We start from the raw sequence: 21,144 nt of genomic DNA, 5'->3' as shown, positions 1-21,144 counted from the left end.
CTCTCCGGATGCCACATTTGCGGCTTTGGTGCTTGGCGATGCCCTCGGCTACCATGCATGCGGGCAAGACCGCACATCGAGCGTATCCGGAAGACTGACGCGATGACCGAGAACACCAGGGACTGGCATCACCGCATTGCCATCGTCGAGGACGATCCGAACGTGCGCGAGCATTTCATCGAGATCGTCAGCGACGAGGACGGTCTCGACCTGGCCGGAGTCGCCCCCAATCTCGCCAAGGCGCGCGAAATCCTCGCGCAGAAGCCCGATCTGGTCCTGCTCGACATAGGCCTGCCCGATGGCAGCGGGCTCGATTTCATCCCCGAAATCCGCGAGACGAGCGACACCAAGATCCTCATCGTTACGAGCTTCGGCGACCGCGAGACTGTCGTCACCGCAATCCGCTCGGGCGCCGATGGATACCTGCTCAAGGATTCGAGCGTGTCGCAAATCCTCGACGGGATCGAGGCGACGCTGAATGGCGGCGCACCGGTCTCTGCCGCCGCCGCGGTCTACCTGCTCGACCGCCTGCGCAAGGAAAAGGTCCCGACCATGGAACAGGTCGAGGGCGAGGATGCGGGCCTGACCCCGCGCGAGGTGGAATTGCTCGAACTCTTCGCCAAGGGGCAGAGCTACAAGGAAGCCGCGCGCAGCCTCGGCATTTCGCCGCTCACCGTGGGCAATCACGTAAAGTCGATCTACCGCAAGCTCGCCGTCCATTCGCGCGGCGAGGCGGTCTACGAAGCGATGAAGACCGGCCAGCTCAAGCTGTGATTTTCGCGGGAGGGGTGGTGAGCCCTGCAGGGGTCGAACCTGCGACCTACTGATTAAAAGTCAGTTGCTCTACCGACTGAGCTAAGGGCCCACAGTGACGCTCGGGCCGGATGCCTTCGCGGTGTGCGGGGCGTCACCTAGGGGCGCGGCGGCGCTTGGTCAAGCGTGCATCCAGTTGCCGGATGGTGAGGCCCGAAATCGGGTCGCGCCAGCGCGGTGCGATGGCCTTGGCCGGCCCCAGCACGAAGTCGCGGCGATGCAATTCGAGATGCGGGATCATCAGGTCCGGCTCGGCCACGACGCCGCCCGACCACAGCACGATATCGAGGTCGATCACCCGCGCGCCCCAGCGCGGCCCGCGCCTGCGGCCGAACGAGCGCTCGATGCGCTTGAGCTCGCCCAATAGCTCGCGCGGGTCGAGATCGGTGTGGAGAAGCGCCGCTGCGTTGGCGAAGCGCCGGTCGGACGGGCCGACGGGATCGCTCGCGATGATCGGCGAAAGCGCGGCGATATCGCCAAGCTCTGCCAGTTCCACCACCGCCTGCCGGACGATCCGCTGCGGGTCGCCATGGCGATGGTGGCGCCGGTTGGAGCCAAGCGCGAGGAGATAGACCTCGCGGCTCAAATGTCTTCGCAGATGCGCCCGTAAAGCTGCGGGCGGCGGTCGCGGAAGAAGCCCATGCCGGCGCGGTGCTTGGCCGCCTGGCCGAGATCGAGCGTCGCAACCAGCACACCCTCTTCCTTCGCGCCGAATTCGGCGACGAGATCGCCCCATTCGTTGGAAATGAAACTGTGGCCGTAGAAGCTTTGCGCGCGGTCTTCCGGCCCCTCGTGCCCGATGCGGTTGGAGGCGATCACCGGCATGCAGTTCGAGACCGAATGCCCCTGCATCGCGCGGCGCCACATGCGGCTCGTATCGAGGTCGGCGTCATAGGGTTCGGAGCCGATTGCGGTCGGGTAGAAGAGCAATTCGGCGCCCATCAGCGCCATGACGCGCGCGCATTCGGGATACCACTGGTCCCAGCAGATCCCGACACCGATGCGCGCGCCGAAAACGTCCCACACCTTGAACCCGTCGTTCCCCGGCCGGAAGTAGTACTTCTCCTCGTAGCCGGGACCGTCGGGAATATGGCTCTTGCGATAGGTGCCCATGATCTCGCCATCGGCATCGATCATGGCGAGCGTGTTGTAATAGTGATGCCCATCGCGCTCGAAGAAGCTGGTCGGGATCGCAACCTTGAGCGACCTCGCCAGCTTGCGCATCGCGATCACGCTCGGATGCTCGGCGGTCGGACGCGCCAGCGCGAACAGTTCTTCCTCTTCCTCGCGGCAGAAATACTCGCCGGAAAACAGCTCGGGCGGGAGGATGATCTGCGCCCCCTCGCCCGCCGCTTTCTCGACGAGCTGGGCGACGGCATCGATATTCTCGCTCTCGTCCCTGGCGGCGAGCGCGAGCTGCAGGGCGGCGACGGTTATGTTGCGTGAAGCGGTCATGTCGCCGCCGCCCATAGTCTTACGGACGCTTCTTGAACAGCAGCGTCATGCGGTCGCTCTCGCCCTTGTCGGCAAGGTCGGCGCGCTTGGTCGCCTGGACCGGCGGCATTTCCCAGACCCCGCGCTCGTGGTCCGCGGTATCCATCGGGTTGGCGTTGATCTCGCTCGTCCCGACCAGTTCGAAACCGTTGATTTCCATGAACTTGATGACATCGTTCTGCCGAAGGTAGCCGCGGCTGCCGTCGACGTAGCTGAAGGGGGCATCGGCCTTTGCGCGGTGCTGCACGATGCCGAGCATGCCGTCATCCTTGAGCAGTTCGCGCATCGCACGAATTTCGGTATCGGCAATGCCGCTACGGGTGATGCCGTGCAGCCCGCGAATGACGAGGATGCGATCGAGCGATCCGCGCTGCTCGTCGGAGATGGATTCCAGCGTGATACCGGAGAAGTTGTCTGCCGTAAGGCCCGTGTAACCGGCAACCTCGTCACCGAACCCGGCGGCGCTTGCACGCAGGCGCTCGCGGCGCTCCTCGTCGGCGGTCGCGGTCAGCGGGTTGGCATAGATTCCGACGAGCTTGCCCTCGCCGCCGAGATAATGGCCCAGCAGGCGCGAATACCAGCCGCCGCCGGGCGCATATTCGCCGACCGTCATGTGCGGCGCGACGTGGAAGAAGGCGAGCGTTTCGGCCGGGTGGCGATACTGGTCGCGAGCCCGATCCTCGGCGCGCGAGGGATGGTTGATCGCAGCCGACAGTGCCTCGCCATGATGCTTCATGAACATCGCGGTATCGTGCTTCGAATGATCCATCCCGGCGTGCTTGGAATGGTCCATCTGCTTGTGGTTGTCGGCGGATGCCGGCGCGGCGGCAAGAGCGAGACTGGCTGCAGTTGCAGCGATCAGGGTGCGCATCGGATTTTCTCCCAAGTAAAACTGTGTGCCCGAGCAATAAGGGTTTGGCCCGCGATGACAAGCGAGCCGATGACAAGCGAACCGCCTGTTCCTACATCGGGTTCCGAAACGATGGAGCAATCGATGAACAATACCCAGCAGGCGATCATTGCAGGCGGCTGTTTCTGGTGCACCGAAGCGGTGTTCCGCGACGTGGTCGGCGTGAGCGGGGTCGAGAGCGGCTATATCGGCGGGACCGTTGCCGATCCAACCTACAAGCAGGTCTGCAGCGGCGATACCGGCCATGCCGAGGCGATCCGGGTGACATTCGATCCCGAGGTCATCAGCCTGCCGGAAATCTACGACGTCTTCATGGGCACGCACGACCCGACCCAGCTCAACCGGCAGGGCAACGACGTCGGCACGCAGTATCGCAGCGCGATCTTCCCGCTTGGCGACGACCAGCGCACCGAGGCGGAAGCGGCCATCGCGCGCTGGAACGCCGAGAACGGCGGCAAGGCCGTGACGACCATCGAAGGCCCCGCGCAGTGGTATCCGGCCGAGGATTACCACCAGGAATACTGGGAAGGCGAAGGCCAGCGGAACCCCTACTGCCTCGCCGTCATCCCGCCCAAGCTGATGAAGCTGCGCAAGAGCTTCCAGAACAAGGTCAAAAGCGACTGATCGGAAACGGTCCGAAGGGATTGCGCCGCGCGCGTGTCGGTGACACGATCGCGCCATGCCGATCCCGACGGACATTTCCTATATCGCGGACCCGGTCGTCGCCCCGGACGGAACGGTAGAGTTCACCTGCTCGCAGGATGTCGAGGCATGGCCCTGGCTGGAACTGCCGCCGTACCACCCGATCGTGATCCAGACGCAATGCTTCTGGGTCAGCATCGGCGGAGCGCTCGCGCGCGGCACGCTCGACCCGACGCGCTGGTCCGCACTCACCTGGGACAATTGGCATACGCGCCCGACTGCAACCAAGCATGCCGCGCGCGGCCGCATCTCGAATATCGAGCTGAAAGGCGACGACGCTTTCGAGATCATGTTGTGGGACGAGGACGGCGGCGAGCTTTGCGACCTGTGCGGCAAGGGCGTCGTCTTCCGCACCCGCGACTTCGAAGGCTGGCGCGCTGGCGCAAAGAGCGATGTCGGGAAGAATGGCCCGGCGCCCACGCTGGACTACGCGCCGCGATCCGAAACCGGTGTTCCCGACGGCGAATATTCGCTGATTTCGCGCCTCACCGATGACGCCAAACCGAGCGCGACCGGGCTGATTACTGCGGAGAACGGCCTGCCACCGGCCTCGCGCCACCTGACCGGTTCGGGCGATCACGTGAACGCGACGCACCTCGCCGAATGTGCGCGGCAATTCGCGGCGCTGTATGAAAAGGACCCCGGAGTCATCATCGCCGGGGGCGATTGCCGGTTCGTCCACTATGTCGAGATCGGCTCACCCTTCAGGGTCGACCTCAACAACCGCGACCTCAATTACATGTATCTGACCGTGTCACAGGCCGGTCGGGACTGCAGCTACATCCAGCTCGAAATCCACTAGGCCTTGCGCCAGCGCGCGACGAAGAAGCCGTCGAGCCCGCCCGCATCGGACAGCATGCCCGGATGGGTGCGCAGCCAGCCTTCCGAGGTCGGTTGCAAGCCTGCGGGAAGTTCCCCGGCGGTGATGGGATAGGGTTCGAGCCCCAGTTTCGCGGCCTGCTCCTCGCCCTCTGCCCGCTCCAGCGAACACACCGCATAGATCAGTGTCCCGCCCGAAGGCAGCCATTCGGCGGCTTTCTTCAATAGCGCTTCCTGCAATTCGGCAAGCTCGGCAATCTGGCGCTCGCCGATACGGTGCAGCACGTCGGGATGCCGGCGGCAGGTACCGGTCGCGCTGCACGGCGCATCGAGCAGGATTGCGTCGAACTGCTTGGCCGGCGTGTAGGTCAGCGCATCGGCTTTGACGGTTTCCGCCTCCAGCCCGGTACGGCGCAAATTGTCGCGCAGCCGCTCGATCCGCCGCCCGCTCTTGTCGAGCGCTGTGACTTGCCAGCCCGCCGCCGCGAGCTGCAGCGTCTTGCCGCCCGGCGCGGCGCACAGGTCGAGCACACTGCGCCCCTCGCCCGGGCCTAGCAAACGCGCCGGGATGGATGCGGCGATGTCCTGCACCCACCATTCGCCCTCGCCGAAACCCGGAATGCGGTCGACCGGCGTGCCACGCGGCAGGCGCAGGTGTCCGGGCGCAAAGCTGCCCGCGCCCGTCTCGGCAGCGAGCGAGGCAGTGCGCGCAGCGTCCTTGAGCGAGAGGTCTAGGGGCGGCGGCTTGGCAAGCCCGGTTGCAATATCCGGCGCCATCGCGCCCCAACGTTCGCGGACGGCTTCGGGCAGTGTCGGTGCTTCGGGCAGCGCAACGTCCTGCTTGTCAAGCGTCGAGAACACGCCGTGCGCAAGCCTGCGTGGCCCGCCCGTCAAGAGCGGCAGGCCCGTTGCGATCACGGCGTGAGCCGGTGTCTCGAGCCGCAGCTTCTGCGCCAGCATGATGCGCAGGACCGAACGTGCCTTGGCATCGGCCGGCAGGACCTTGCGCGTCGCGCTGTCGATCAGCGCATCGAGATCGGTCAGCCAGCGCAGCGCCTCGTTGGTGATCGCAATCGCGAGCGCCTTGTCCGCCGGGCTGCGCAGGCGACGTACGGCATTGCGCTCCGCCTGTTCGAGCGTCTCGCCCCGGTGGAGCACGGCATCGAGCATCTGCAACGCGGCGCGCCGCGCGGGAAGTCCTTCGGTTTCGGTCATCGCAATGCGCCTAGACGCGCTTGAAACCTTCCGCCAGCCCGCGCATTTCCTTCATATGACCAAGGACACGAACAAGACCGAGAAAAGCACCGAGAAATCGAGGGCCGCAAAGTCGTTCGAGAAGCCCGCTCACTGGACGAACGAGCCCCCGCCCGAACCGAAGGCGGTCGATCCCGACAAGGACGAGCCGCGCGAGAAGAGCCCGACGCGCTACGGCGACTGGGTCAAGGACGGCATCGCCTGGGATTTCTGATCAGGCTGTCCGTTTCGCCGCCCGAGACGGTTCTCAGATCTTTTTGAACGTCACTTTCAGCCCATCCTTGGGCTGGGGGATCGGCCACGGTTTCCACGCCGGGTCGTAGCCTTCCTCGATGGTGATTTCGTACTGCGGCAGGAGCTGCGCCAGCAGGATCTTCACCTGCATGTAGGCGAAGTGCAGGCCGAGGCACATGTGCGCGCCTCCGCCGAAAGGCACCCATGCATATTTGTGGCGCGCCTTCACCTTGTCCGGCGTGAATCGCATCGGGTCGAAGGTGAAGGGATCGTCCCAGTGTTTTTCATCGTGGTGGACGTAGTACAAATTGATCCCGCACGGCGTCCCGGCAGGGATGTGATAGCCGCCGAACTCGAAGCTCTTGAGCGCGCGGCGCGGCATCGAGGGAACCGGCGGGATCATCCGCAGCGCTTCCTTGAATGCCATTTCGGTCAGGTCGAGCTTGCCGAGGTCGTCGTAGGACAGGTCGCGCGGCTTGCCGTCGGAACCGAGGCCTCCGGTCACCGAGATGATTTCCTGGCGGATTTTCTCCTGCCACTCGGGATAGGCCGCGAGATAATAGATCAGCGAGGTCGCGCTCGAGGTGATCGTATCGTGCGCGGCCATCATCAGGAAGTTCATGTGATCGACCACCTCATCGATCGGCATCAGCGAGCCATCGTCATATTCGGCGGTGGCGAACTGGCTGAACATGTCCTGTCCGCCGCCCTCTGCGCGGCGGCGGTGGGTTTCCTTGGTGAAATAGTCGACGAGGAACTCGCGGCCCTTCACTCCCTTGCGCATCAGCGTGCCCGGAAGCGGCTTGCGGATCGGCGCGACCGAGGCCTGCACCATGTAGACGAATGCCTCGTTGATGCGGTCCGCTTCCGGTCCCCACGGAATGCCGATGAAGCTGTCGGCGGCGAGGTCCAGCGTCAGCTTCTTGATCGCCGGATAGAACAGCATCTGGGTGTTTGCCCACTCGGCGACACGGCCCGCGATCCCGCGGTTGAGAGCGCCGGAATAGTGACGCATCGGCTCCGGCTTGAAAGCGATCGAGAGCGCGCGGCGATCGGCACGGTGATGGTCGAAGTCCATCAGCATCAGCCCGCGCGGGAACAGCTGGTCGAGCACCGGACCCCAGCCCTGCTCGTTCGAGAAGATCTTGTCGCGGTTGAACAGCACCAGCTCGTTCGCGTCGGCACCGATCAGCGCGACGTTCCAGCCGCCGAATGCCTTCGATTTGTAGACCCGTCCATAGGTCTCGACCATGCGGCGCGTGAAGGCGTGCGGGTCGGCCAGCATCTTGAAGGTATTGCCGACCAGCGGCCAGCCGCCCTCACCCGGGATATGGGCAAGTGCATCGTCCGAGGGGTTGCCTTCGGTCCAGTGGGTCGGCGCCGTTTCGGCGGGATGGTGCGGGGCTAGCGTGGCCATGGGAAAGCTCCTTACTGACCACAGTGTAAGTAAACTCTTACGCTAAATCCAGCCGGACAATTCGCGCCTGACCATGCTTTCGAGCATGTCCATTCCCGGCTCGCTCGCATTGAGGCAGGAGAGCGCGGCGAAGCGTTCGCCGCCGGCTTCCATGAAGCTCTCTTTCCCGCCCAGCGCGATCTCCTCGAGCGTTTCGAGGCAGTCCGCCGAAAAGCCCGGCATGGCGACGGCCATCCGCTTCGTGCCCTTGCCCGCCTCGGCCTCGATCGTCGCATCGGTAGCAGGCTCGAGCCACTTCGCAGGGCCGAAGCGCGACTGGAAGGTCGTCACGAAACGCAGGTTCGGCCGGTTCATCGCAGCTTCGAGCAGGCGGGCGGTCTTGCAGCAGTGGCAATGATAGGGATCGCCCTGCTCGAGCGTGCGCTGCGGCACCCCGTGGAAGCTCAGCAGCAGCACCTCCGGCTCGAAATCGAGCGCTTCGAGCTGGCGCGAGAGGTCGGCCGCGAGTGCATCGATATAGGTCGGATCGTCGTGATAGGGCGGCAGCGTGCGCACGGCGGGTTGCCAACGCATCGCCCCCAGCTTTTCCGCAAGCTTGTCCACAGCGGTTGCCGTCGTGGCGCCCGAATATTGCGGATAGAGCGGCGCGAACAGGATGCGGTCGCAGCCCTCGTCGCGCATTTCCTGAACTACGTCGCCGATGGCGGGTGTTCCGTAGCGCATCGCCCAGCGCACCAGCACGTCATCGCCGAGGCGCGCCTGCAGCCCTTCCGCCTGCTGCCGCGTGATGACCGCGAGCGGCGAGCCCTCCTCGGTCCACACCTGGCTATAGGCGTGCGCGCTCTTCTTCGGGCGCGTGTTGAGGATGATGCCGCGCAGGATCGGCTGCCAGGCGATGGGCGGGATTTCGACCACGCGGCGGTCGGACAGGAACTCCGCCAGGTAGCGCCGCACCGACTTGGCGTCGGGCGCATCGGGCGTTCCGAGATTGGTCACCAGGACGCCGACGCGCCCGCTTTTTACCGGCGGGTGATCGCCGGGAAGCTTTTGTGTCTGCCAGGTCATAGGCCCTCCGATATGAGGGGCAAACGCCGGAATCGAAGACCGGTTGCAGAGAAAAGTGCATTGGCGATGGCCGGCGCGACAACCGCTGCGCCCAGCTCGCCCGGATCGAAGGGTTCCGCCTCGCTGGTCATGAAATCGACTTCGATCTCGGGGCAATCGGACAGCAGCGGCAGGTCGAGCTGGCTGAGACGCTGGGCGAGCGGCAGGCCTTCGAAATAGGCGGCAGGTGCACCGACCGCGATGCCGAGGCCGAAGATCAGCCCGCCTTCGATCTGCTGGCGCGCAATGTCGAGATTGACGATCCGGCCGATATCGACTGCTGCGGAAATCTTCGTCACCCGCACGCCGCCGCTGTCCCGCCGGGCGGTGGCGATGCACGCGATGCGCCCGCCGGTCTCGGCAGTTCCCATGCGGTGACACGCAAGCCCCTGCCCGCTCTGGTCGATGCCTCCGTCCCACTGGGCGAGGCGGGCGGCTTGCTGGAGGCAGGCCACCATGCGCGCGTCCTGCCCGAGCATTTCGATGCGGTAGGACAGGGGCTCGCGGTTGTTGTCGCGCGCAATCTCGTCGAGGAAGCTTTCGACGAAGAAGGCGGTGTAGCCGTGCGAATTGCCGCGCATCCGCCCCGTCGGCAGCGGGATGTTCACCGGCACGTGATCGACCGCCGCGTTGGGGATGCCGTAGAAGGGCAGCGCACCTTCGACCGCCAGCGGGTCCGGCTCGTCCGCCGCCTGCGCCATGGCAGCGCGGCGCGTGCGGTTGTCGAACAGGCGGGCTCCGAACTCGCGCGTCGTCGATGGGACCGCGATCCGGGCGCGCATCGTGTCGATGATGCCATTGCCGCCATGCGGAACGCGCGCCGTCATCATGGCAACCGCGGGCGTGCGCGGTAGTGAAGCAAGCTGTTCCTGCCAGCGCGACCAGACGAGCTGCACCGGCCGGCCGATTTCGCGCGCAATCAGCGCTGCCTCGATCGCGTGGTCATGCTCCAGCCGCCGGTCGAAACTGCCGCCGGCGGGCATGGGATAGAGAATGACATCCTCTTCAGAAATGCCGACCGCCTTGGCAGCGGCGACACGCGCGAATTCGGGAGCTTGCGAAGCGAGCCACAGTTCGAGCCGCCCGTTGGCGAAGCGCGCGGTCACGCTGGTCGTCTCGAGCGTCCCGTGATGCGCGGGCGCGACTTCGTAGCGGATGGCGACATCGGGCTTTTCCATCAGCGCATCGCCCTCGCCGCGCTCTTCGACGCGGTGCGACGGGCTGCTCTGCAGCTTTGCTTCGAGCGCCTGGTCGATCGCGAGCGTGTCGACCATGCCATCGACCCGCCAGCGCGGGGTCATCGCCTCGACCGCCTTGTCCGCGCTCCACCAGTCGGTTGCGACGGCGGCGAGCCAATTGTTGCCCTCGACCACGCCCACGAGATTGCGAATGCCCGCGACCGCATCGACCGAATAGGATGTGAGCTCGCTATGCCGCCCCATCGGGCCATGCTTGATCGCGGCATAGACCATGTCCGGCAGGCGGACGTCGCCTGCGAACAGGTAGGTGCCGTCGACCTTGCTCGGCAAATCGAGGCGCGGGAATGCGGTCGGCGCATCGGCCTCGCCCGGAATGGGACGCTCGGCCAGCAATTCGGGGCGCAGCGGCGGCGGATCGGGCGCGCTCTGTTCGGCAGCACCTGCGGCCAGTTCGCCGAAAGTGAATGACTTCTCGCCATGGGTTACGCGGCCGTTTTCGACAGCGCATTCTTCCCACGCGACATCCCAGCGATCGGCCGCTTCCTGCGCCAGCATGGCCCGCGCGCTTGCGCCCGCTTCGCGGCAGGCCTGCTCGTAGGCGGCAAGCGAGGTTCCCTCTGCCGTCGCAGCGAAGCGCCTGTCCTGCGCGAAGCGCGTCGCGAAGTAGCCGTCGGGGTCGTTCGCGAGGTCCGGGAAGCGCGGCATCCACAGCGCCGACCACTTCGCTGCGAGCGGGACGTTTGCATAGGCCCCGCTCGGCGGCGCGGGCTCGACAGCGACCTGCCGCCAGTCCGCGCCTAGTTCATGAGCGACGACCTGCGGGAGGATCGTCGTCACGCCCTGTCCCATTTCAAGCTGCGGCACGGCGACGGTGACCACGCCGTCCTCGGCAATGCGTAGCCAGGCATCGAACGCATGCTCGCCATTGACCGGGGGCAGCGGGTTGGGAAATTCGCGCGGCGAAAGATACCAGGCGACCAGCAGGCCGCCGCCGACAGCGGAACCGATCAGGAGCCCGCGCCGGCTGACCTTCATCTCAGCCCTCGTTCCCGGACTGCGGCGTGTCGAGCCATTCGACGATACGCTGCGCGATCGCCATGAATGGCTGGGCCTCCTCGCCCTCGCCTGCAGCAGGCGGATTGCCAGCGTCGCTTGCCTCGCGGATTGCCATCGCCAGCGGGATGCGGCCGAGGAAGGGAATGCCCGTGCCTTCCGCCGCGGCCTGCACGCCGCCTTCGCCGAAGGGGTGGCTGATTTCCCCGCAATGCGGGCAGGCATAGCCCGACATGTTCTCGACCAGCCCGATGATCGGCACCTTGCCGCCGTCGAACAGGTTCGCCGCGCGCTGCGCATCGATCAGCGCAAGGTCCTGCGGTGTGGAGACGATCACCGCGCCAGCGGGCTTGTGCTTCTGAAGCATGGAGAGTTGCACATCGCCAGTGCCCGGCGGCAGGTCGACGAGGATCAGCTCGGCATCACCCCAATGCGCGTCGATCAGCTGGCCCATCGCATTGCCCGCCATCGGCCCGCGCCAGGCGAGTGCACGGCCCGGTTCGACGAGGTGCCCCATTGAGAGCATCGGAATGCCGAGCGGGCTTTGCACCGGCACCAGCTTGTCGTCCCGCGCTTCGGGCTTGGCACCCTTTGTATCGAGCAGCGTCGGCTGCGAGGGGCCATAGATATCGGCATCGACCAGTCCGACCTTGCGGCCGAGCTTCTGCAGCGCGACCGCGAGATTCGTCGTCAGCGTCGACTTGCCGACGCCGCCCTTGCCCGAACCGATCGCGATGATCCGGCGTTGCACGCGGTCGGCGGTCATCGCGATGCGCACGTCCTCGACGCCTTCGATTTCGCCGAGAATCTCTCGCGCAGCCGCTTCGAGCCCATTGCGAGTGGTCTCGTCGCAGCCGGTCACGTCGAGCACCAGCGTCGCGGTGCCATTGGTCAGCCTTGCAGATTGTACGCGCGCCGCGATCGAGGCCGGCAGGCGCGCCTTGAGAGCCTCTTCGTCCATCGCCGCCGGTCCTAGCAGCAATTTCGCTGCCACAACCCCTGTTTTTCCAACAATCGACACCTATAAAGGGGTCATGGACACATTGCGTGGGTTTAAAGAGAGGTTCGGTCTCGCGATGGCAGGCAAGAGCCCGTGGGGTGGCAACCCCGGCGACGGAGAGAACAACGAAGGCAGCGGCGACCAGCCGCCGTCCGACAAGCCGAAAGGGCCGAAGAATCCGTGGCTGCCACCGAGCAGCGGCGATGACCGGCGCTCGGCCAATATCGAGGACATTTTCAAGAATCGCGGCCCGGAAGGCCCGCGGCGCGGTGGCCCGGGCGGTCCGAATTTCCGCCTGCCCAAGCGCCCCGGTGGCAAGAGCTGGTTCCCCGTATTCGTGGTCGGCCTCGTTTCGCTCGGCCTGCTGACGACCATGGTCCACCAGGTCGAGGCGGGCGAGGAAGGCGTCGTCAAGACGCTCGGTTCCTACAGCCGCACGCTCCAGCCGGGCATCAAGGTCACCATGCCGTGGCCGCTCGAAACCGTGCAGATCGAGAACGTGCAGAACGTTCGCCAGCTGACCTTCCCCGCCGACGGCGAGGAAAAGCTGATCCTGACGGGCGACCAGAACCTGGTGAACCTGTCCTACATCATCCGCTTCAACATCAAGGACCTGAGCAACTTCAAGTTCCAGCTCGCCGAACCGATCGAAACGGTTCGCGAAGTGGCCGAAGCCGCGATGCGCGCCTCGGTCGCCGAGAAGACGCTGGACGAGACGTTCTCGGGCCAGGGCCGTGCGGAAATCGAAGAGCGCGTGCGCACCCGCATGCAGGCGATCCTCGATGCCTATCGCGCCGGTATCCAGGTGCAGGGTGTCGAAATCGACAAGACCGACCCGCCGACCCGCGTGGTCGAGGCGTTCAAGGACGTCTCCGCAGCCGAGCAGGACGCTGACGCGGCGCGCAACCGCGCCCGCGCCTATGCGCAGCGCGTCCTCAACCTCGCCAGCGGTGAAGCCGAGGCGTTCGACCGGGTCTACCAGGAATACCGCCTCGCACCCGAGGTGACCCGCCAGCGCCTCTATTACGAGACGATGGAGCGCATCCTCAGCCAGACCGACAAGACGATTGTCGAGGCCGACGGCGTGACGCCCTATCTCCCGCTACCCGAAATCCAGCGCCGTGCGCGCAGCAGCAGCGCAACGCCTGCCGCTCCGGCCGAAGGACAGTAATCGATGCAGACCGTCTGGGAAAATCACAAGCTCACCATCATCGCGGTCGTCGCGCTGATCATCGCGGTGCTTTCGACCCTGTTCGTCGTCTCCGAGGAAGAACAGGTCGTGATCCTGCGCGGTGGTGAACCCGTCACCGTGGTCAACCGCTTCAAGCCCGACCAGGGCTTCGGCAGCACCGGCGCGGGCGTGTGGTACCGCATCCCGCTGCTCGACAATGTCGTGCGGATCGACAAGCGCGTCATGGATCTCGAGATGACCGACCAGCAGGTCCTTTCGAGCGACCAGCAGCGCCTGCTCGTCAACGCCTACGCCCGCTTCCGCATCATCGACCCGGTTCGCATGGTGCAGCGCGCGCAGACGACCGAGAACCTGCGCCGCCAGCTCGAACCGATCCTCAACTCGGTGCTGCGCCAGGAACTCGGCCGCCGTACCTTCCAGGCAATGCTGACGGCAGAGCGCGGCACGGCGATGACCAACATCCGCAACAATCTCGACCGCCAGGCGCGCGAATACGGCGCGCAGGTGATCGACGTGCGGATCATGCGGACCGACCTGCCCGAAGGCACGCCGCTCGAATCCGCCTTCCGCCGGATGGAAACCGATCGCGAGCGCGAAGCTGCGACCATCCGTGCAGAGGGTGAACGCGACGCGCGCATCATCCGGGCAGAAGCCGACGCCTCGGCAGCGCGCACCTATGCGCAGTCGTTCGGCCAGGATCCGCAGTTCTACGATTTCTACCGCGCCATGCAGAGCTATGATGCGACCTTCGCCCAGCGCGAGGACGGGGCGGAGAGCAATTTCATCCTGTCGCCGGACAACGAATATCTGAGGCAGTTCCGCGGCAGGCGCTGATCGGGCCGAAGGGGACCCGTGGACGAGGTGCCCACACGGTTCGACGGACAACATCGCCGTTCAATCGGCATTCAGGCCAATTGGCCCGTATTCGGTCGGGAACCCAAGGCGTCTTTATGCGCCTGTAGACCGTATATGCTATGGAAGAGGAACTAGAGGACGTGAAGCCTGTGCGATACGCTTATGGATTGACTTCGGCGCTGCTGGTTGGTGGCGCAGCCATCACCCTGGTGACCGGCCATCCCGCCGGCGCCCAGGTGGCGCAGAACGACGACAGCCGCATGACCAATGTCGTGCCGCGCGCCGGTGCCCCGGCGAGTTTCGCCGACCTCACCGAGCAGTTGCAGCCCGCAGTGGTCAACATCTCGACCCGCCAGCGCGTCGAGGTGAACACCAACCCCTTCGCCGGTTCGCCGCTCGGCCAGCTTTTCCGCCGCCAGCAGCCCCAGCAGCCGCAGACGCGCGAGGCGCAGTCGCTCGGCTCGGGCTTCATCATTTCGGCTGACGGCTATGTCGTGACCAACAACCACGTCGTGAGCCCGAACGGTCGCGGCACGGTCGAGGAAATCACCGTCACTCTCGCCGACGGGCGCGAATACGAAGCTGAACTGGTCGGCGCGGATGCCGCGTCCGACCTCGCGGTGTTGAAGATCAGCCGACGCGAAGCCTTTCCCTTCGTGAAATTCGGCGATTCCACGCAGGCCCGCACGGGTGACTGGGTGGTCGCGATCGGCAACCCCTTCGGCCTCGGCGGCACGGTGACTTCGGGGATCGTATCCTCGGTCCTGCGCAACACCGGTGGCGGCGCTTACGACCGCTACATCCAGACCGACGCCAGCATCAACCGGGGCAACTCGGGCGGCCCGCTGTTCGACATGCAGGGCAATGTGATCGGCATCAACAACGCCATCTTCTCGCCGACCGGCGCGAGCGTGGGCATCGGCTTCGCCATTCCGGCAGAAGTCGCCGCCCCGATCGTCGAGCAGCTCAAGGTCGGTGAAGCGATCGAGCGCGGATACCTCGGCGTCAGCATCGAGCCGGTCAGCGACGACCTCGCCGACTCGCTCGGCCTGCCGAAGAACCGCGGCGAACTGGTGCAGATCGTCGTTCCCGACGAGGCTGCCGACGATGCCGGTATCGAGCCGGGCGACATCGTCACCAGCGTCAACGGCCAGACCGTCACGCGCGACCAGACGCTGTCGTTCCTCGTCGCCAACATCAAGCCGGGCACGCGCATCCCGATCGAACTGATCCGCAACGGCCAGAGCCGCACGGTCAATGTCGTCGTAGGCAAGCGCCCGACCGAGGAAGAGCTGGCTCGAAGCCAGATGTTCAACCAGGACAGCCAAGACCAGGACCTGCCGGAGAACATGGACGCCGACAATGTCGTGTTCGAGAAGCTCGGCCTGCAGGTCGTCGAAATGAACCCGCAGATCGCGCGCCAGCTCGGTGCCGGTGCCGATACGAGCGGCCTCGCCGTCGCAGGTGTCGATCCGAACTCGGACGCGGCTCGCAAGGGCCTGCGCCGCCGCGACATCATCCTCACGGCGAACTACCAGCCGCTCAGCAGCATTGCAGACCTCGAAATGGCGATCCGCGAGGCGGAAGCTGCGGGGCGCGAAGCGGTCCTGCTGCGCTTCCAGCGGGCGGGCGGCAATCCGGTCTACCGCGCGGTTCGCATCCGCTAGGACCGGCGCTCACCGAGCCAAAGGAAAGGACCGCTTCCCACCTCGGGGAGCGGCCCTTCTTCTTTCGTGGAGCCTCTAGCGCTGCGGTTGAGGAGGCGGCGACGGGCTGGGCCGCAGCACCCGGACCGGCGGCCGCGGCGGCGCCGGTTGATCGCCCCCGGTGGCGCGGTCGAGGAAATCGTCGCTCGCCGCTTGCGAGCCTTCGCCGCCGCCCTGCGCGGGCCTGCTGCGCGGACGATCCATCACGTCGCCCTCGTCCTGCCCCTCGATCGGGAATGGACCTTCTCCCTGTCCCGGACGCGGGGTCGAGGGCGCACCCGGCTCGATCAGGTTCCCCTGCTCGTCGATGTAGTAATAGTCTTCCGGATCGCCGAAATAGAACTCGTCGTCGGGTTCCAGTTGCCATTCGGGAAGCTGCACGTCGGTGTTGAACTTCTCGATCGGACGATCCTTCACCGCAAAGCGCATGTAGGCGGCGAAGGCCTGCGCCGGGGCGCGACCGCCCTGCAATCCGCCGACAGCCTTGTTGTCGTCGCGGCCCATCCACACGCCGGTGGTGATGCCTGAGGAGAAGCCGACGAAATAGCCGTCCTTGTTCGAGCTCGTCGTGCCCGTCTTGCCGGCGACCGGACGCCCGATCTGCGCGGCGCGGCCCGTACCGGTGGCGACGGCCGATTGCAGCAGGTCGGTGATCCCGGCAGCGACATATTCCGGCACCAGCTGCGAACTGCGCGACTTCTGGTGCTCGTAAATGGTCTCGCCGCTCGCGGTGGTGACCTTGACGATGCCGTAGGGCTCTACCGAGCGCCCGCCTGCGGAAACCGCCGCGAAGGCGCGTGTCATGTCGATCAGGCGCGTCTCGGAGGTGCCCAGCACCATTGAGGGATAGGTCGAGACCGGGGTGGTAATGCCGAAGCGGCGCGCCATGCTGGCGACCGTGCCGAAGCCGACTTCGTAGCCGAGCTGTGCCGCGACGGTGTTCTTCGAATAGGCGAAGGCCGTGCGCACGTCGATTTCGCCGGCGTAATTGCCGCCCGAGTTGCGCGGGCTCCAGCCGTCGATGGTGACCGGCACGTCGCGCACGCTCGATTCCGGCGTGTAGCCCGCTTCGAGCGCGGCCATGTAGACGAACAGCTTCCAGCTCGAACCCGGCTGGCGCACGGCGTCGGTCGCGCGGTTGTAATTGGTTTCGACGTAGTCGGTCCCGCCGATCATCGCGAGGATCGCCCCGTCGCGATCGACGCTGACCAGCGCGCCCTGCGCGCCGCCCGGTGTGTGGGAGCTGATGGCGGTTTCGGCCGCGCGCTGCATGCCGATGTCGATGGTGGTCCACACTTCGATCGGCTCGAAGGTTTCGGGCAGCAGCAGGTCGAGCTGCGGCAGCGCCCAGTCGGTGAAATAGCGCACCGAGTTCTGCCCACGCTCTTCCTTCAGCTGGACTGCCGAAGGATCGACCGAAACGCCCGGATCGATCCGGCCCTGTTCCTTCATCAGGCGCAGGACGACCTGTGCGCGGTCGACTGCGGCCTGCACGTCGGCGGTCGGGGAATAGCGGCTCGGCGCTTTCACCAGGCCTGCGATGATCGCGGCCTCGCCGGTCGAAAGCTCGGTCGCCGGGTGGCTGAAGAATTTCCGGCTCGCGCTGTCGATGCCGTAGGCGCCGCCGCCGAAATAGACCTTGTTGAGGTAGAGCTCGAGGATCTCGTCCTTGGAGAACTTCCATTCGAGCGCCATCGCCAGCACGGCTTCGCGCATCTTGCGGTCGACCGTGCGGTTGGAGTTGAGGAACAGGTTGCGCGCAAGCTGCTGCGAAATCGTCGAGGTAGCCGAGACGCGCCCGTTACCCGTCGCCGCGACCCAGACCGCGCGGACGAGGCCGATCGGATCGACGCCGAAATGCGAGTGGAAGCGGCGATCCTCGACCGAGATCATCGCATCCTTCATCACCTGCGGGATTTCGTCGCCGTCGACCCATTTGCCGTAGCTCGGCCCGAGTTCGACGATTTCGGTCCCGTCGCGCGCGCGCACGACGATGGTCTGCGCGTTCTGCGTCGCCTTCAGTTCGGAGAAACTCGGCAGGCTCTGCGCGGCGAAGCCGACCGCCAGGCCGAGGAACAGCACGCCGATCAGCGCCAGCGTCCCGCCCCATACGACGAAGCGGCGCATCCACAGCTTCACGCCGGACGGCTTCTGCTTGACCTTTTTCGGTTTACGGTTTGCGGCGGCGTTCCGCCGGCTTCCTCTCTTCACCATCCACCCTTGATTCAGCTGGCGCCGAAATCCGTGGCGCATCGATCAGGCCCTTGGGTGCATAGGCGAAGTGTAACCCGGCGTGAACGGCAATTCGCTCACTTGTCCTCCGCTTCGAAATCGAGTGCCGCGCTGTTGATGCAATAACGCAGGCCGCCCGCTTCGGGAGGTCCGTCGGGAAACACGTGGCCGAGATGCCCACCGCAGTTCGAGCAGGTGACCTCGGTCCGGATCATGCCGAAAGACGTATCGCGATGCTCTTCGAGCGCGTCGCCTTCCGCAGGCGCGGTAAAGGCGGGCCAGCCGCAGCCGGAATTGTACTTGTCCTCGCTCTCGAACAGCTTGTGGCCGCAGCCGGCGCAGTAATATTCGCCGTCCTCGTAGAACTTGTCGTACTTGCCGGTGAACGCGCGCTCGGTCCCTTTTTCGCGCAGGATGTGGAACTGCTCGGGGGTCAGCTTGTCGCGCCATTCATTGTCGGTGACGGATTTCGCATCGGACATGGGGGATCTCCTTCGACCGGAATATGGGGTCCGCCACCCTGATCGCAAAGCCCCTCGCGACTAGGCGTCGACCTGCGCGTAGTGGCTCGGCGGCTGGATGACCTCCATGCGCTCCGACAAGAGCGGACGGAAACTCGGGCGGCTCTTGAAGACCGCGTACCAGCCCTTGGACTGCTCGTGCCCCGACCAGTCGATACCGCCAAGGTAATCGGCGACCGAAATCTGGGCGGCGGCGGCAAGGTCGGCGAGGCTCATGGTCGCGCCGGCCAGCCAGGTGCGGTTGTCGATCAGCCAGTCGATGTAGTCGAGATGGCCGTGAGCGAGCTTCATCGCCTCGCGCAGCACGCGCGAATCCGGCGGCTGGCGCAGGATCAGGCGCTTCTTCATGCGTTCGTGCAGCAGCGGGGCGGTGACGTCGCCGAAGAAATTCTCGTCGAACAGGGCGACCAGCCGGCGGATTTCCGCGCGGTTCGAATTGGTGCCGTTGATCATCGGCGCCTTGTCGACCGTCTCTTCGAAATATTCGCAGATCGCCCGGCTGTCGCACAGGGTGATCTTGCGTTCGGGATCGTGGAGGACGGGCGTGCGGCCTGCCGGGTTCAGCGCCCAGAACTCGTCGCGATTGTCCCACGGATTTTCGCGCCACAGCTCATAGCCGACGCCCTTCTCGCTCAGCAGCAGGCGCACCTTGCGGCTGAAGGGACAGAGCGGGAATTGGTAGAGGCGCCACATGGAACTTGCTCATGCAGCATGGCAGCCCGCGCGTCCACACAGATTGTGGCGGACAAACAGCGCGATGCGGTGAAAATCAGATACCGGAAGCGTCGAGCAGCATGAGGCAGCCCGGCATGACGCGCTCGATAGTGCCCTCGTCCCACAGCTTCTGCGCCTCGGCGGAAAGGGCCGCGCTGATCTGGTCACGGTTCATGCCCGTTTCGTCCATGATGCGCGCCGAGCTGCGGACGAAAAATTCGCGCCCGCGATCCGCCATCGCGGGCCAGGCCTGTGCCTCGGCATTTCCGCGCGCCTGCCCGTCGGCAACGATCGCGAAAGCAGCGGAACACTTCAGCGCGGTCTGCTGTTCGAGGTTCAGCTGCGGAACCTGCGCTGCAAGCGGCGACTGGGCGAGCAGCAGGGCAGGAAAGAGCGAAAAGGCGAGGCGCGGGTTGAACGTCATGCAAACTCCCCTAGCTGGGACAAGCTGAACAATCGACTATCAAGCCAGGGGAATGCCGGCATGGCCAATTACACGACGCTCAACCTGCTCATCGGCGGGGAAAAGATCACCGAGGGACGCGAGACGATCGAAGTGGTCGACCCGGCTACCGAGGAGGTGATCGGCCAGCTTCCCAAGGCAACGGCAAGCGACCTCGACGATGCGCTCGCCAATGCGAAATCGGGCTTCGACACCTGGCGCCGCAAGTCGGCGGACGAGCGTGCATCGACCCTGCTCAAGGCCGCCCAACTGATCCGCGAGCGCGCGTCCGACATCGGGCAACTGCTGACGCTCGAACAGGGCAAGCCGGTCAAGGAAGCAATCGGCGAGACGATGTACTGCGCGATGCTGCTCGAATTCTACGCGGGAGAGTGCAAGCGCCTCTATGGCCGCACGCTGGTCCGGCCCGAGGGTAGCCGGGTCGAAGTCCAGTACCATCCGGTCGGTCCGGTCGCAGGCTTTTCCGCCTGGAACTTCCCGGCAATCAATGTCATGCGCAAGATCGGCGGCGCGCTTGCCGCGGGTTGCTCGGTCATCGTCAAGCCGAGCGAGGAGACCCCGGCTGCGGGCATCGCGCTGGTTCAGGCCATGCTCGATGCGGGCGTGCCCGGCGATGCGGTCCAATGCGTCTTCGGTGTGCCGGACGAGGTCAGCCGCCACCTGCTCGGCTCGCCCATCATCCGCAAGGTGACATTCACCGGCTCGACCGCAGTCGGCAAGCACCTGTCCAAGCTCGCGGCGGAAGACCTCAAGGTCACGACCATGGAGCTCGGCGGCCATGGCCCGGTGCTGGTGTTCGACGATGCCGATGTCGAGAAGGCGCTCAACACGATGGCCGCGAACAAATATCGCAACGCAGGCCAGGTCTGCGTCAGCCCGACGCGCTTCCTGATCCAGGAAGACGTGTTCGAGAAATTCCGCGACGGTTTCGTCGAACGGGCCGAGGCGGTGAAGGTCGGCAACGGCTTCGAGGACGGCGTGCAGATGGGTCCGATGGCCAATGCGCGCGGCGTCGACGGCATCCAGTCGAAGATCGCCAATGCGAAGGACAGGGGCGCGAAACTGCTCACCGGCGGCGAGCGGATCGGCAACCAGGGCTATTTCCACCAGCCGACCGTCCTGTCGGAAGTGCCGCTCGATGCCGAGATCATGAACGAGGAACCGTTCGGCCCGGTCGCGATCCTCAACCCGATGAGCGGCGAGGATGCGATGATCGAGGAAGCGAACCGCCTGCCCTATGGCCTTGCCGCCCATGCCTGGACGAGCGACCCGGCGCGCCGCCGCCGCCTCGCGGCCGAGATCGAGGCAGGCATGCTCGCGCTCAACACCGGCAGCGTGTCGGCCGTCGATGCGCCCTTCGGCGGGGTGAAATGGTCGGGCCACGGCAGCGAGGACGGCCCGGAAGGCGTCATGGCCTGCATGGTGCCCAAGACCGTCCACGAGGGATGAGGCCGGGCCAAAC

The 21,144-nt window shown here is 65.6% G+C and carries 20 protein-coding genes and 1 tRNA gene; 8 read left to right on the top strand and 13 right to left on the bottom strand.

Features of this window, described 5'->3' with window-relative positions; all coding sequences use genetic code 11:
- The first annotated feature begins 102 nt into the window (after positions 1–102).
- Entirely contained in the window at positions 103–774 is a 672-nt protein-coding gene (locus EO245_RS04475) for a response regulator transcription factor (protein ID WP_128891803.1), read from the top strand.
- Positions 775–789: 15 nt separating this feature from the next.
- Here EO245_RS04475 and EO245_RS04470 read toward each other — a convergent pair.
- From EO245_RS04470 to EO245_RS04455, 4 genes are all read right to left on the bottom strand, one after another.
- Positions 790–865: transfer RNA gene (locus tag EO245_RS04470), tRNA-Lys, on the bottom strand.
- Positions 866–907: 42 nt separating this feature from the next.
- Positions 908–1,399: a 2-amino-4-hydroxy-6-hydroxymethyldihydropteridine diphosphokinase gene (gene folK / locus EO245_RS04465; protein WP_128891802.1), complete on the bottom strand. Its 492-nt coding sequence runs from the start codon at positions 1,397–1,399 to the stop codon at positions 908–910.
- Positions 1,396–2,268 (bottom strand): N-carbamoylputrescine amidase, encoded by an 873-nt coding sequence (aguB, locus tag EO245_RS04460; protein WP_128891801.1) that lies wholly within the window; start codon positions 2,266–2,268, stop codon positions 1,396–1,398. The genes folK and aguB overlap by 4 nt, the downstream gene beginning before the upstream one ends.
- A gap of 19 nt (positions 2,269–2,287) precedes the next feature.
- A complete protein-coding gene (locus EO245_RS04455; protein ID WP_128891800.1) occupies positions 2,288–3,178 on the bottom strand; it encodes a class I SAM-dependent methyltransferase in 891 nt (296 codons plus the stop codon).
- Positions 3,179–3,301: 123 nt separating this feature from the next.
- On the opposite strand from EO245_RS04455, the gene msrA reads away from it, so the two are divergent.
- Positions 3,302–3,841 (top strand): peptide-methionine (S)-S-oxide reductase MsrA, encoded by a 540-nt coding sequence (gene msrA / locus EO245_RS04450; RefSeq protein WP_128891799.1) that lies wholly within the window; start codon positions 3,302–3,304, stop codon positions 3,839–3,841.
- Between the two features lie 55 nt (positions 3,842–3,896).
- Positions 3,897–4,721, top strand: a complete 825-nt coding sequence (locus EO245_RS04445) for a hypothetical protein (protein ID WP_128891798.1) — start codon at positions 3,897–3,899, stop codon at positions 4,719–4,721.
- On the opposite strand, the gene EO245_RS04440 is transcribed toward EO245_RS04445, so the two are convergent.
- Entirely contained in the window at positions 4,718–5,953 is a 1,236-nt protein-coding gene (locus tag EO245_RS04440; RefSeq protein ID WP_128891797.1) for an RsmB/NOP family class I SAM-dependent RNA methyltransferase, read from the bottom strand. The genes EO245_RS04445 and EO245_RS04440 overlap by 4 nt on opposite strands.
- A gap of 55 nt (positions 5,954–6,008) precedes the next feature.
- On the opposite strand from EO245_RS04440, the gene EO245_RS04435 reads away from it, so the two are divergent.
- The gene (locus EO245_RS04435) at positions 6,009–6,206 is read left to right on the top strand and encodes a DUF1674 domain-containing protein (RefSeq protein ID WP_199798682.1); all 198 of its coding nucleotides are present in this window, start codon (positions 6,009–6,011) and stop codon (positions 6,204–6,206) included.
- A gap of 33 nt (positions 6,207–6,239) precedes the next feature.
- On the opposite strand, the gene EO245_RS04430 is transcribed toward EO245_RS04435, so the two are convergent.
- From EO245_RS04430 to EO245_RS04415, 4 genes are read right to left on the bottom strand one after another with little or no spacing between them, the layout of a single operon-like run.
- Positions 6,240–7,643, bottom strand: a complete 1,404-nt coding sequence (locus EO245_RS04430) for a cytochrome P450 (protein WP_128891795.1) — start codon at positions 7,641–7,643, stop codon at positions 6,240–6,242.
- Positions 7,644–7,685: 42 nt separating this feature from the next.
- Positions 7,686–8,708: a ferrochelatase gene (gene hemH, locus EO245_RS04425; protein WP_128891794.1), complete on the bottom strand. Its 1,023-nt coding sequence runs from the start codon at positions 8,706–8,708 to the stop codon at positions 7,686–7,688.
- The gene (locus tag EO245_RS04420; RefSeq protein ID WP_128891793.1) at positions 8,705–10,981 is read right to left on the bottom strand and encodes a xanthine dehydrogenase family protein molybdopterin-binding subunit; all 2,277 of its coding nucleotides are present in this window, start codon (positions 10,979–10,981) and stop codon (positions 8,705–8,707) included. Before EO245_RS04420 ends, hemH begins: the two co-directional genes overlap by 4 nt.
- A 1-nt stretch (position 10,982) precedes the next feature.
- Positions 10,983–11,960 carry an Mrp/NBP35 family ATP-binding protein gene (locus EO245_RS04415; protein WP_128891792.1) on the bottom strand — a complete coding sequence of 326 codons (978 nt, stop codon included), beginning with the start codon at positions 11,958–11,960 and terminating at the stop codon, positions 10,983–10,985.
- A 115-nt stretch (positions 11,961–12,075) separates the two neighbouring features.
- Between EO245_RS04415 and hflK the strand changes: the two genes are divergently transcribed.
- The 3 genes from hflK to EO245_RS04400 all read left to right on the top strand — a co-directional run bounded on the left by hflK (position 12,076) and on the right by EO245_RS04400 (position 15,713).
- The gene (gene hflK, locus EO245_RS04410) at positions 12,076–13,170 is read left to right on the top strand and encodes a protease modulator HflK (protein WP_128891791.1); all 1,095 of its coding nucleotides are present in this window, start codon (positions 12,076–12,078) and stop codon (positions 13,168–13,170) included.
- Positions 13,171–13,173: 3 nt separating this feature from the next.
- Positions 13,174–14,025, top strand: coding sequence for a protease modulator HflC (hflC, locus tag EO245_RS04405; protein ID WP_128891790.1), 852 nt, complete (start codon positions 13,174–13,176; stop codon positions 14,023–14,025).
- Positions 14,026–14,165: 140 nt separating this feature from the next.
- The gene (locus EO245_RS04400; protein ID WP_128891789.1) at positions 14,166–15,713 is read left to right on the top strand and encodes a Do family serine endopeptidase; all 1,548 of its coding nucleotides are present in this window, start codon (positions 14,166–14,168) and stop codon (positions 15,711–15,713) included.
- Between the two features lie 75 nt (positions 15,714–15,788).
- On the opposite strand, the gene EO245_RS04395 is transcribed toward EO245_RS04400, so the two are convergent.
- The 4 genes from EO245_RS04395 to EO245_RS04380 form a co-directional block, all read right to left on the bottom strand.
- Complete coding sequence (locus EO245_RS04395) at positions 15,789–17,966, bottom strand: PBP1A family penicillin-binding protein (protein WP_128891788.1); 2,178 nt, start codon at positions 17,964–17,966, stop codon at positions 15,789–15,791.
- 95 nt (positions 17,967–18,061) lie between these two features.
- Positions 18,062–18,466 (bottom strand): peptide-methionine (R)-S-oxide reductase MsrB, encoded by a 405-nt coding sequence (gene msrB, locus EO245_RS04390; RefSeq protein ID WP_128891787.1) that lies wholly within the window; start codon positions 18,464–18,466, stop codon positions 18,062–18,064.
- 60 nt (positions 18,467–18,526) lie between these two features.
- The gene (locus tag EO245_RS04385; RefSeq protein WP_128891786.1) at positions 18,527–19,198 is read right to left on the bottom strand and encodes a glutathione S-transferase family protein; all 672 of its coding nucleotides are present in this window, start codon (positions 19,196–19,198) and stop codon (positions 18,527–18,529) included.
- A 76-nt stretch (positions 19,199–19,274) separates the two neighbouring features.
- Entirely contained in the window at positions 19,275–19,643 is a 369-nt protein-coding gene (locus EO245_RS04380; RefSeq protein ID WP_128891785.1) for a hypothetical protein, read from the bottom strand.
- A 60-nt stretch (positions 19,644–19,703) separates the two neighbouring features.
- Between EO245_RS04380 and EO245_RS04375 the strand changes: the two genes are divergently transcribed.
- Positions 19,704–21,131: an NAD-dependent succinate-semialdehyde dehydrogenase gene (locus EO245_RS04375; RefSeq protein WP_128891784.1), complete on the top strand. Its 1,428-nt coding sequence runs from the start codon at positions 19,704–19,706 to the stop codon at positions 21,129–21,131.
- Positions 21,132–21,144: the final 13 nt, after the last annotated feature.

This window comes from Erythrobacter sp. HKB08 (genome assembly GCF_004114695.1).
In the GTDB taxonomy this organism is placed as follows: domain Bacteria; phylum Pseudomonadota; class Alphaproteobacteria; order Sphingomonadales; family Sphingomonadaceae; genus Parerythrobacter_A.
The sequence above is the reverse complement of the archived record's forward strand: the minus strand, read 5'-3'. Positions and strand labels throughout refer to the sequence as shown.

Excerpts from the sequence above, each read along its gene's own strand:
- EO245_RS04420 (WP_128891793.1), bottom strand. The coding sequence starts at position 10,981 with ATGAAGGTCAGCCGGCGCGGGCTCCTGATCGGTTCCGCTGTCGGCGGC.
- EO245_RS04435 (WP_199798682.1), top strand. The coding sequence starts at position 6,009 with ATGACCAAGGACACGAACAAGACCGAGAAAAGCACCGAGAAATCGAGG.
- EO245_RS04375 (WP_128891784.1), top strand. The coding sequence starts at position 19,704 with ATGGCCAATTACACGACGCTCAACCTGCTCATCGGCGGGGAAAAGATC.
- EO245_RS04475 (WP_128891803.1), top strand. The coding sequence starts at position 103 with ATGACCGAGAACACCAGGGACTGGCATCACCGCATTGCCATCGTCGAG.
- EO245_RS04445 (WP_128891798.1), top strand. The coding sequence starts at position 3,897 with ATGCCGATCCCGACGGACATTTCCTATATCGCGGACCCGGTCGTCGCC.
- EO245_RS04395 (WP_128891788.1), bottom strand. The coding sequence starts at position 17,966 with ATGGTGAAGAGAGGAAGCCGGCGGAACGCCGCCGCAAACCGTAAACCG.
- hemH (WP_128891794.1), bottom strand. The coding sequence starts at position 8,708 with ATGACCTGGCAGACACAAAAGCTTCCCGGCGATCACCCGCCGGTAAAA.
- EO245_RS04455 (WP_128891800.1), bottom strand. The coding sequence starts at position 3,178 with ATGCGCACCCTGATCGCTGCAACTGCAGCCAGTCTCGCTCTTGCCGCC.
- EO245_RS04440 (WP_128891797.1), bottom strand. The coding sequence starts at position 5,953 with ATGACCGAAACCGAAGGACTTCCCGCGCGGCGCGCCGCGTTGCAGATG.
- msrA (WP_128891799.1), top strand. The coding sequence starts at position 3,302 with ATGAACAATACCCAGCAGGCGATCATTGCAGGCGGCTGTTTCTGGTGC.
- EO245_RS04380 (WP_128891785.1), bottom strand. The coding sequence starts at position 19,643 with ATGACGTTCAACCCGCGCCTCGCCTTTTCGCTCTTTCCTGCCCTGCTG.
- hflC (WP_128891790.1), top strand. The coding sequence starts at position 13,174 with ATGCAGACCGTCTGGGAAAATCACAAGCTCACCATCATCGCGGTCGTC.
- hflK (WP_128891791.1), top strand. The coding sequence starts at position 12,076 with ATGGCAGGCAAGAGCCCGTGGGGTGGCAACCCCGGCGACGGAGAGAAC.
- EO245_RS04430 (WP_128891795.1), bottom strand. The coding sequence starts at position 7,643 with ATGGCCACGCTAGCCCCGCACCATCCCGCCGAAACGGCGCCGACCCAC.
- msrB (WP_128891787.1), bottom strand. The coding sequence starts at position 18,466 with ATGTCCGATGCGAAATCCGTCACCGACAATGAATGGCGCGACAAGCTG.
- EO245_RS04400 (WP_128891789.1), top strand. The coding sequence starts at position 14,166 with ATGGAAGAGGAACTAGAGGACGTGAAGCCTGTGCGATACGCTTATGGA.
- EO245_RS04415 (WP_128891792.1), bottom strand. The coding sequence starts at position 11,960 with ATGGACGAAGAGGCTCTCAAGGCGCGCCTGCCGGCCTCGATCGCGGCG.
- aguB (WP_128891801.1), bottom strand. The coding sequence starts at position 2,268 with ATGACCGCTTCACGCAACATAACCGTCGCCGCCCTGCAGCTCGCGCTC.
- EO245_RS04385 (WP_128891786.1), bottom strand. The coding sequence starts at position 19,198 with ATGTGGCGCCTCTACCAATTCCCGCTCTGTCCCTTCAGCCGCAAGGTG.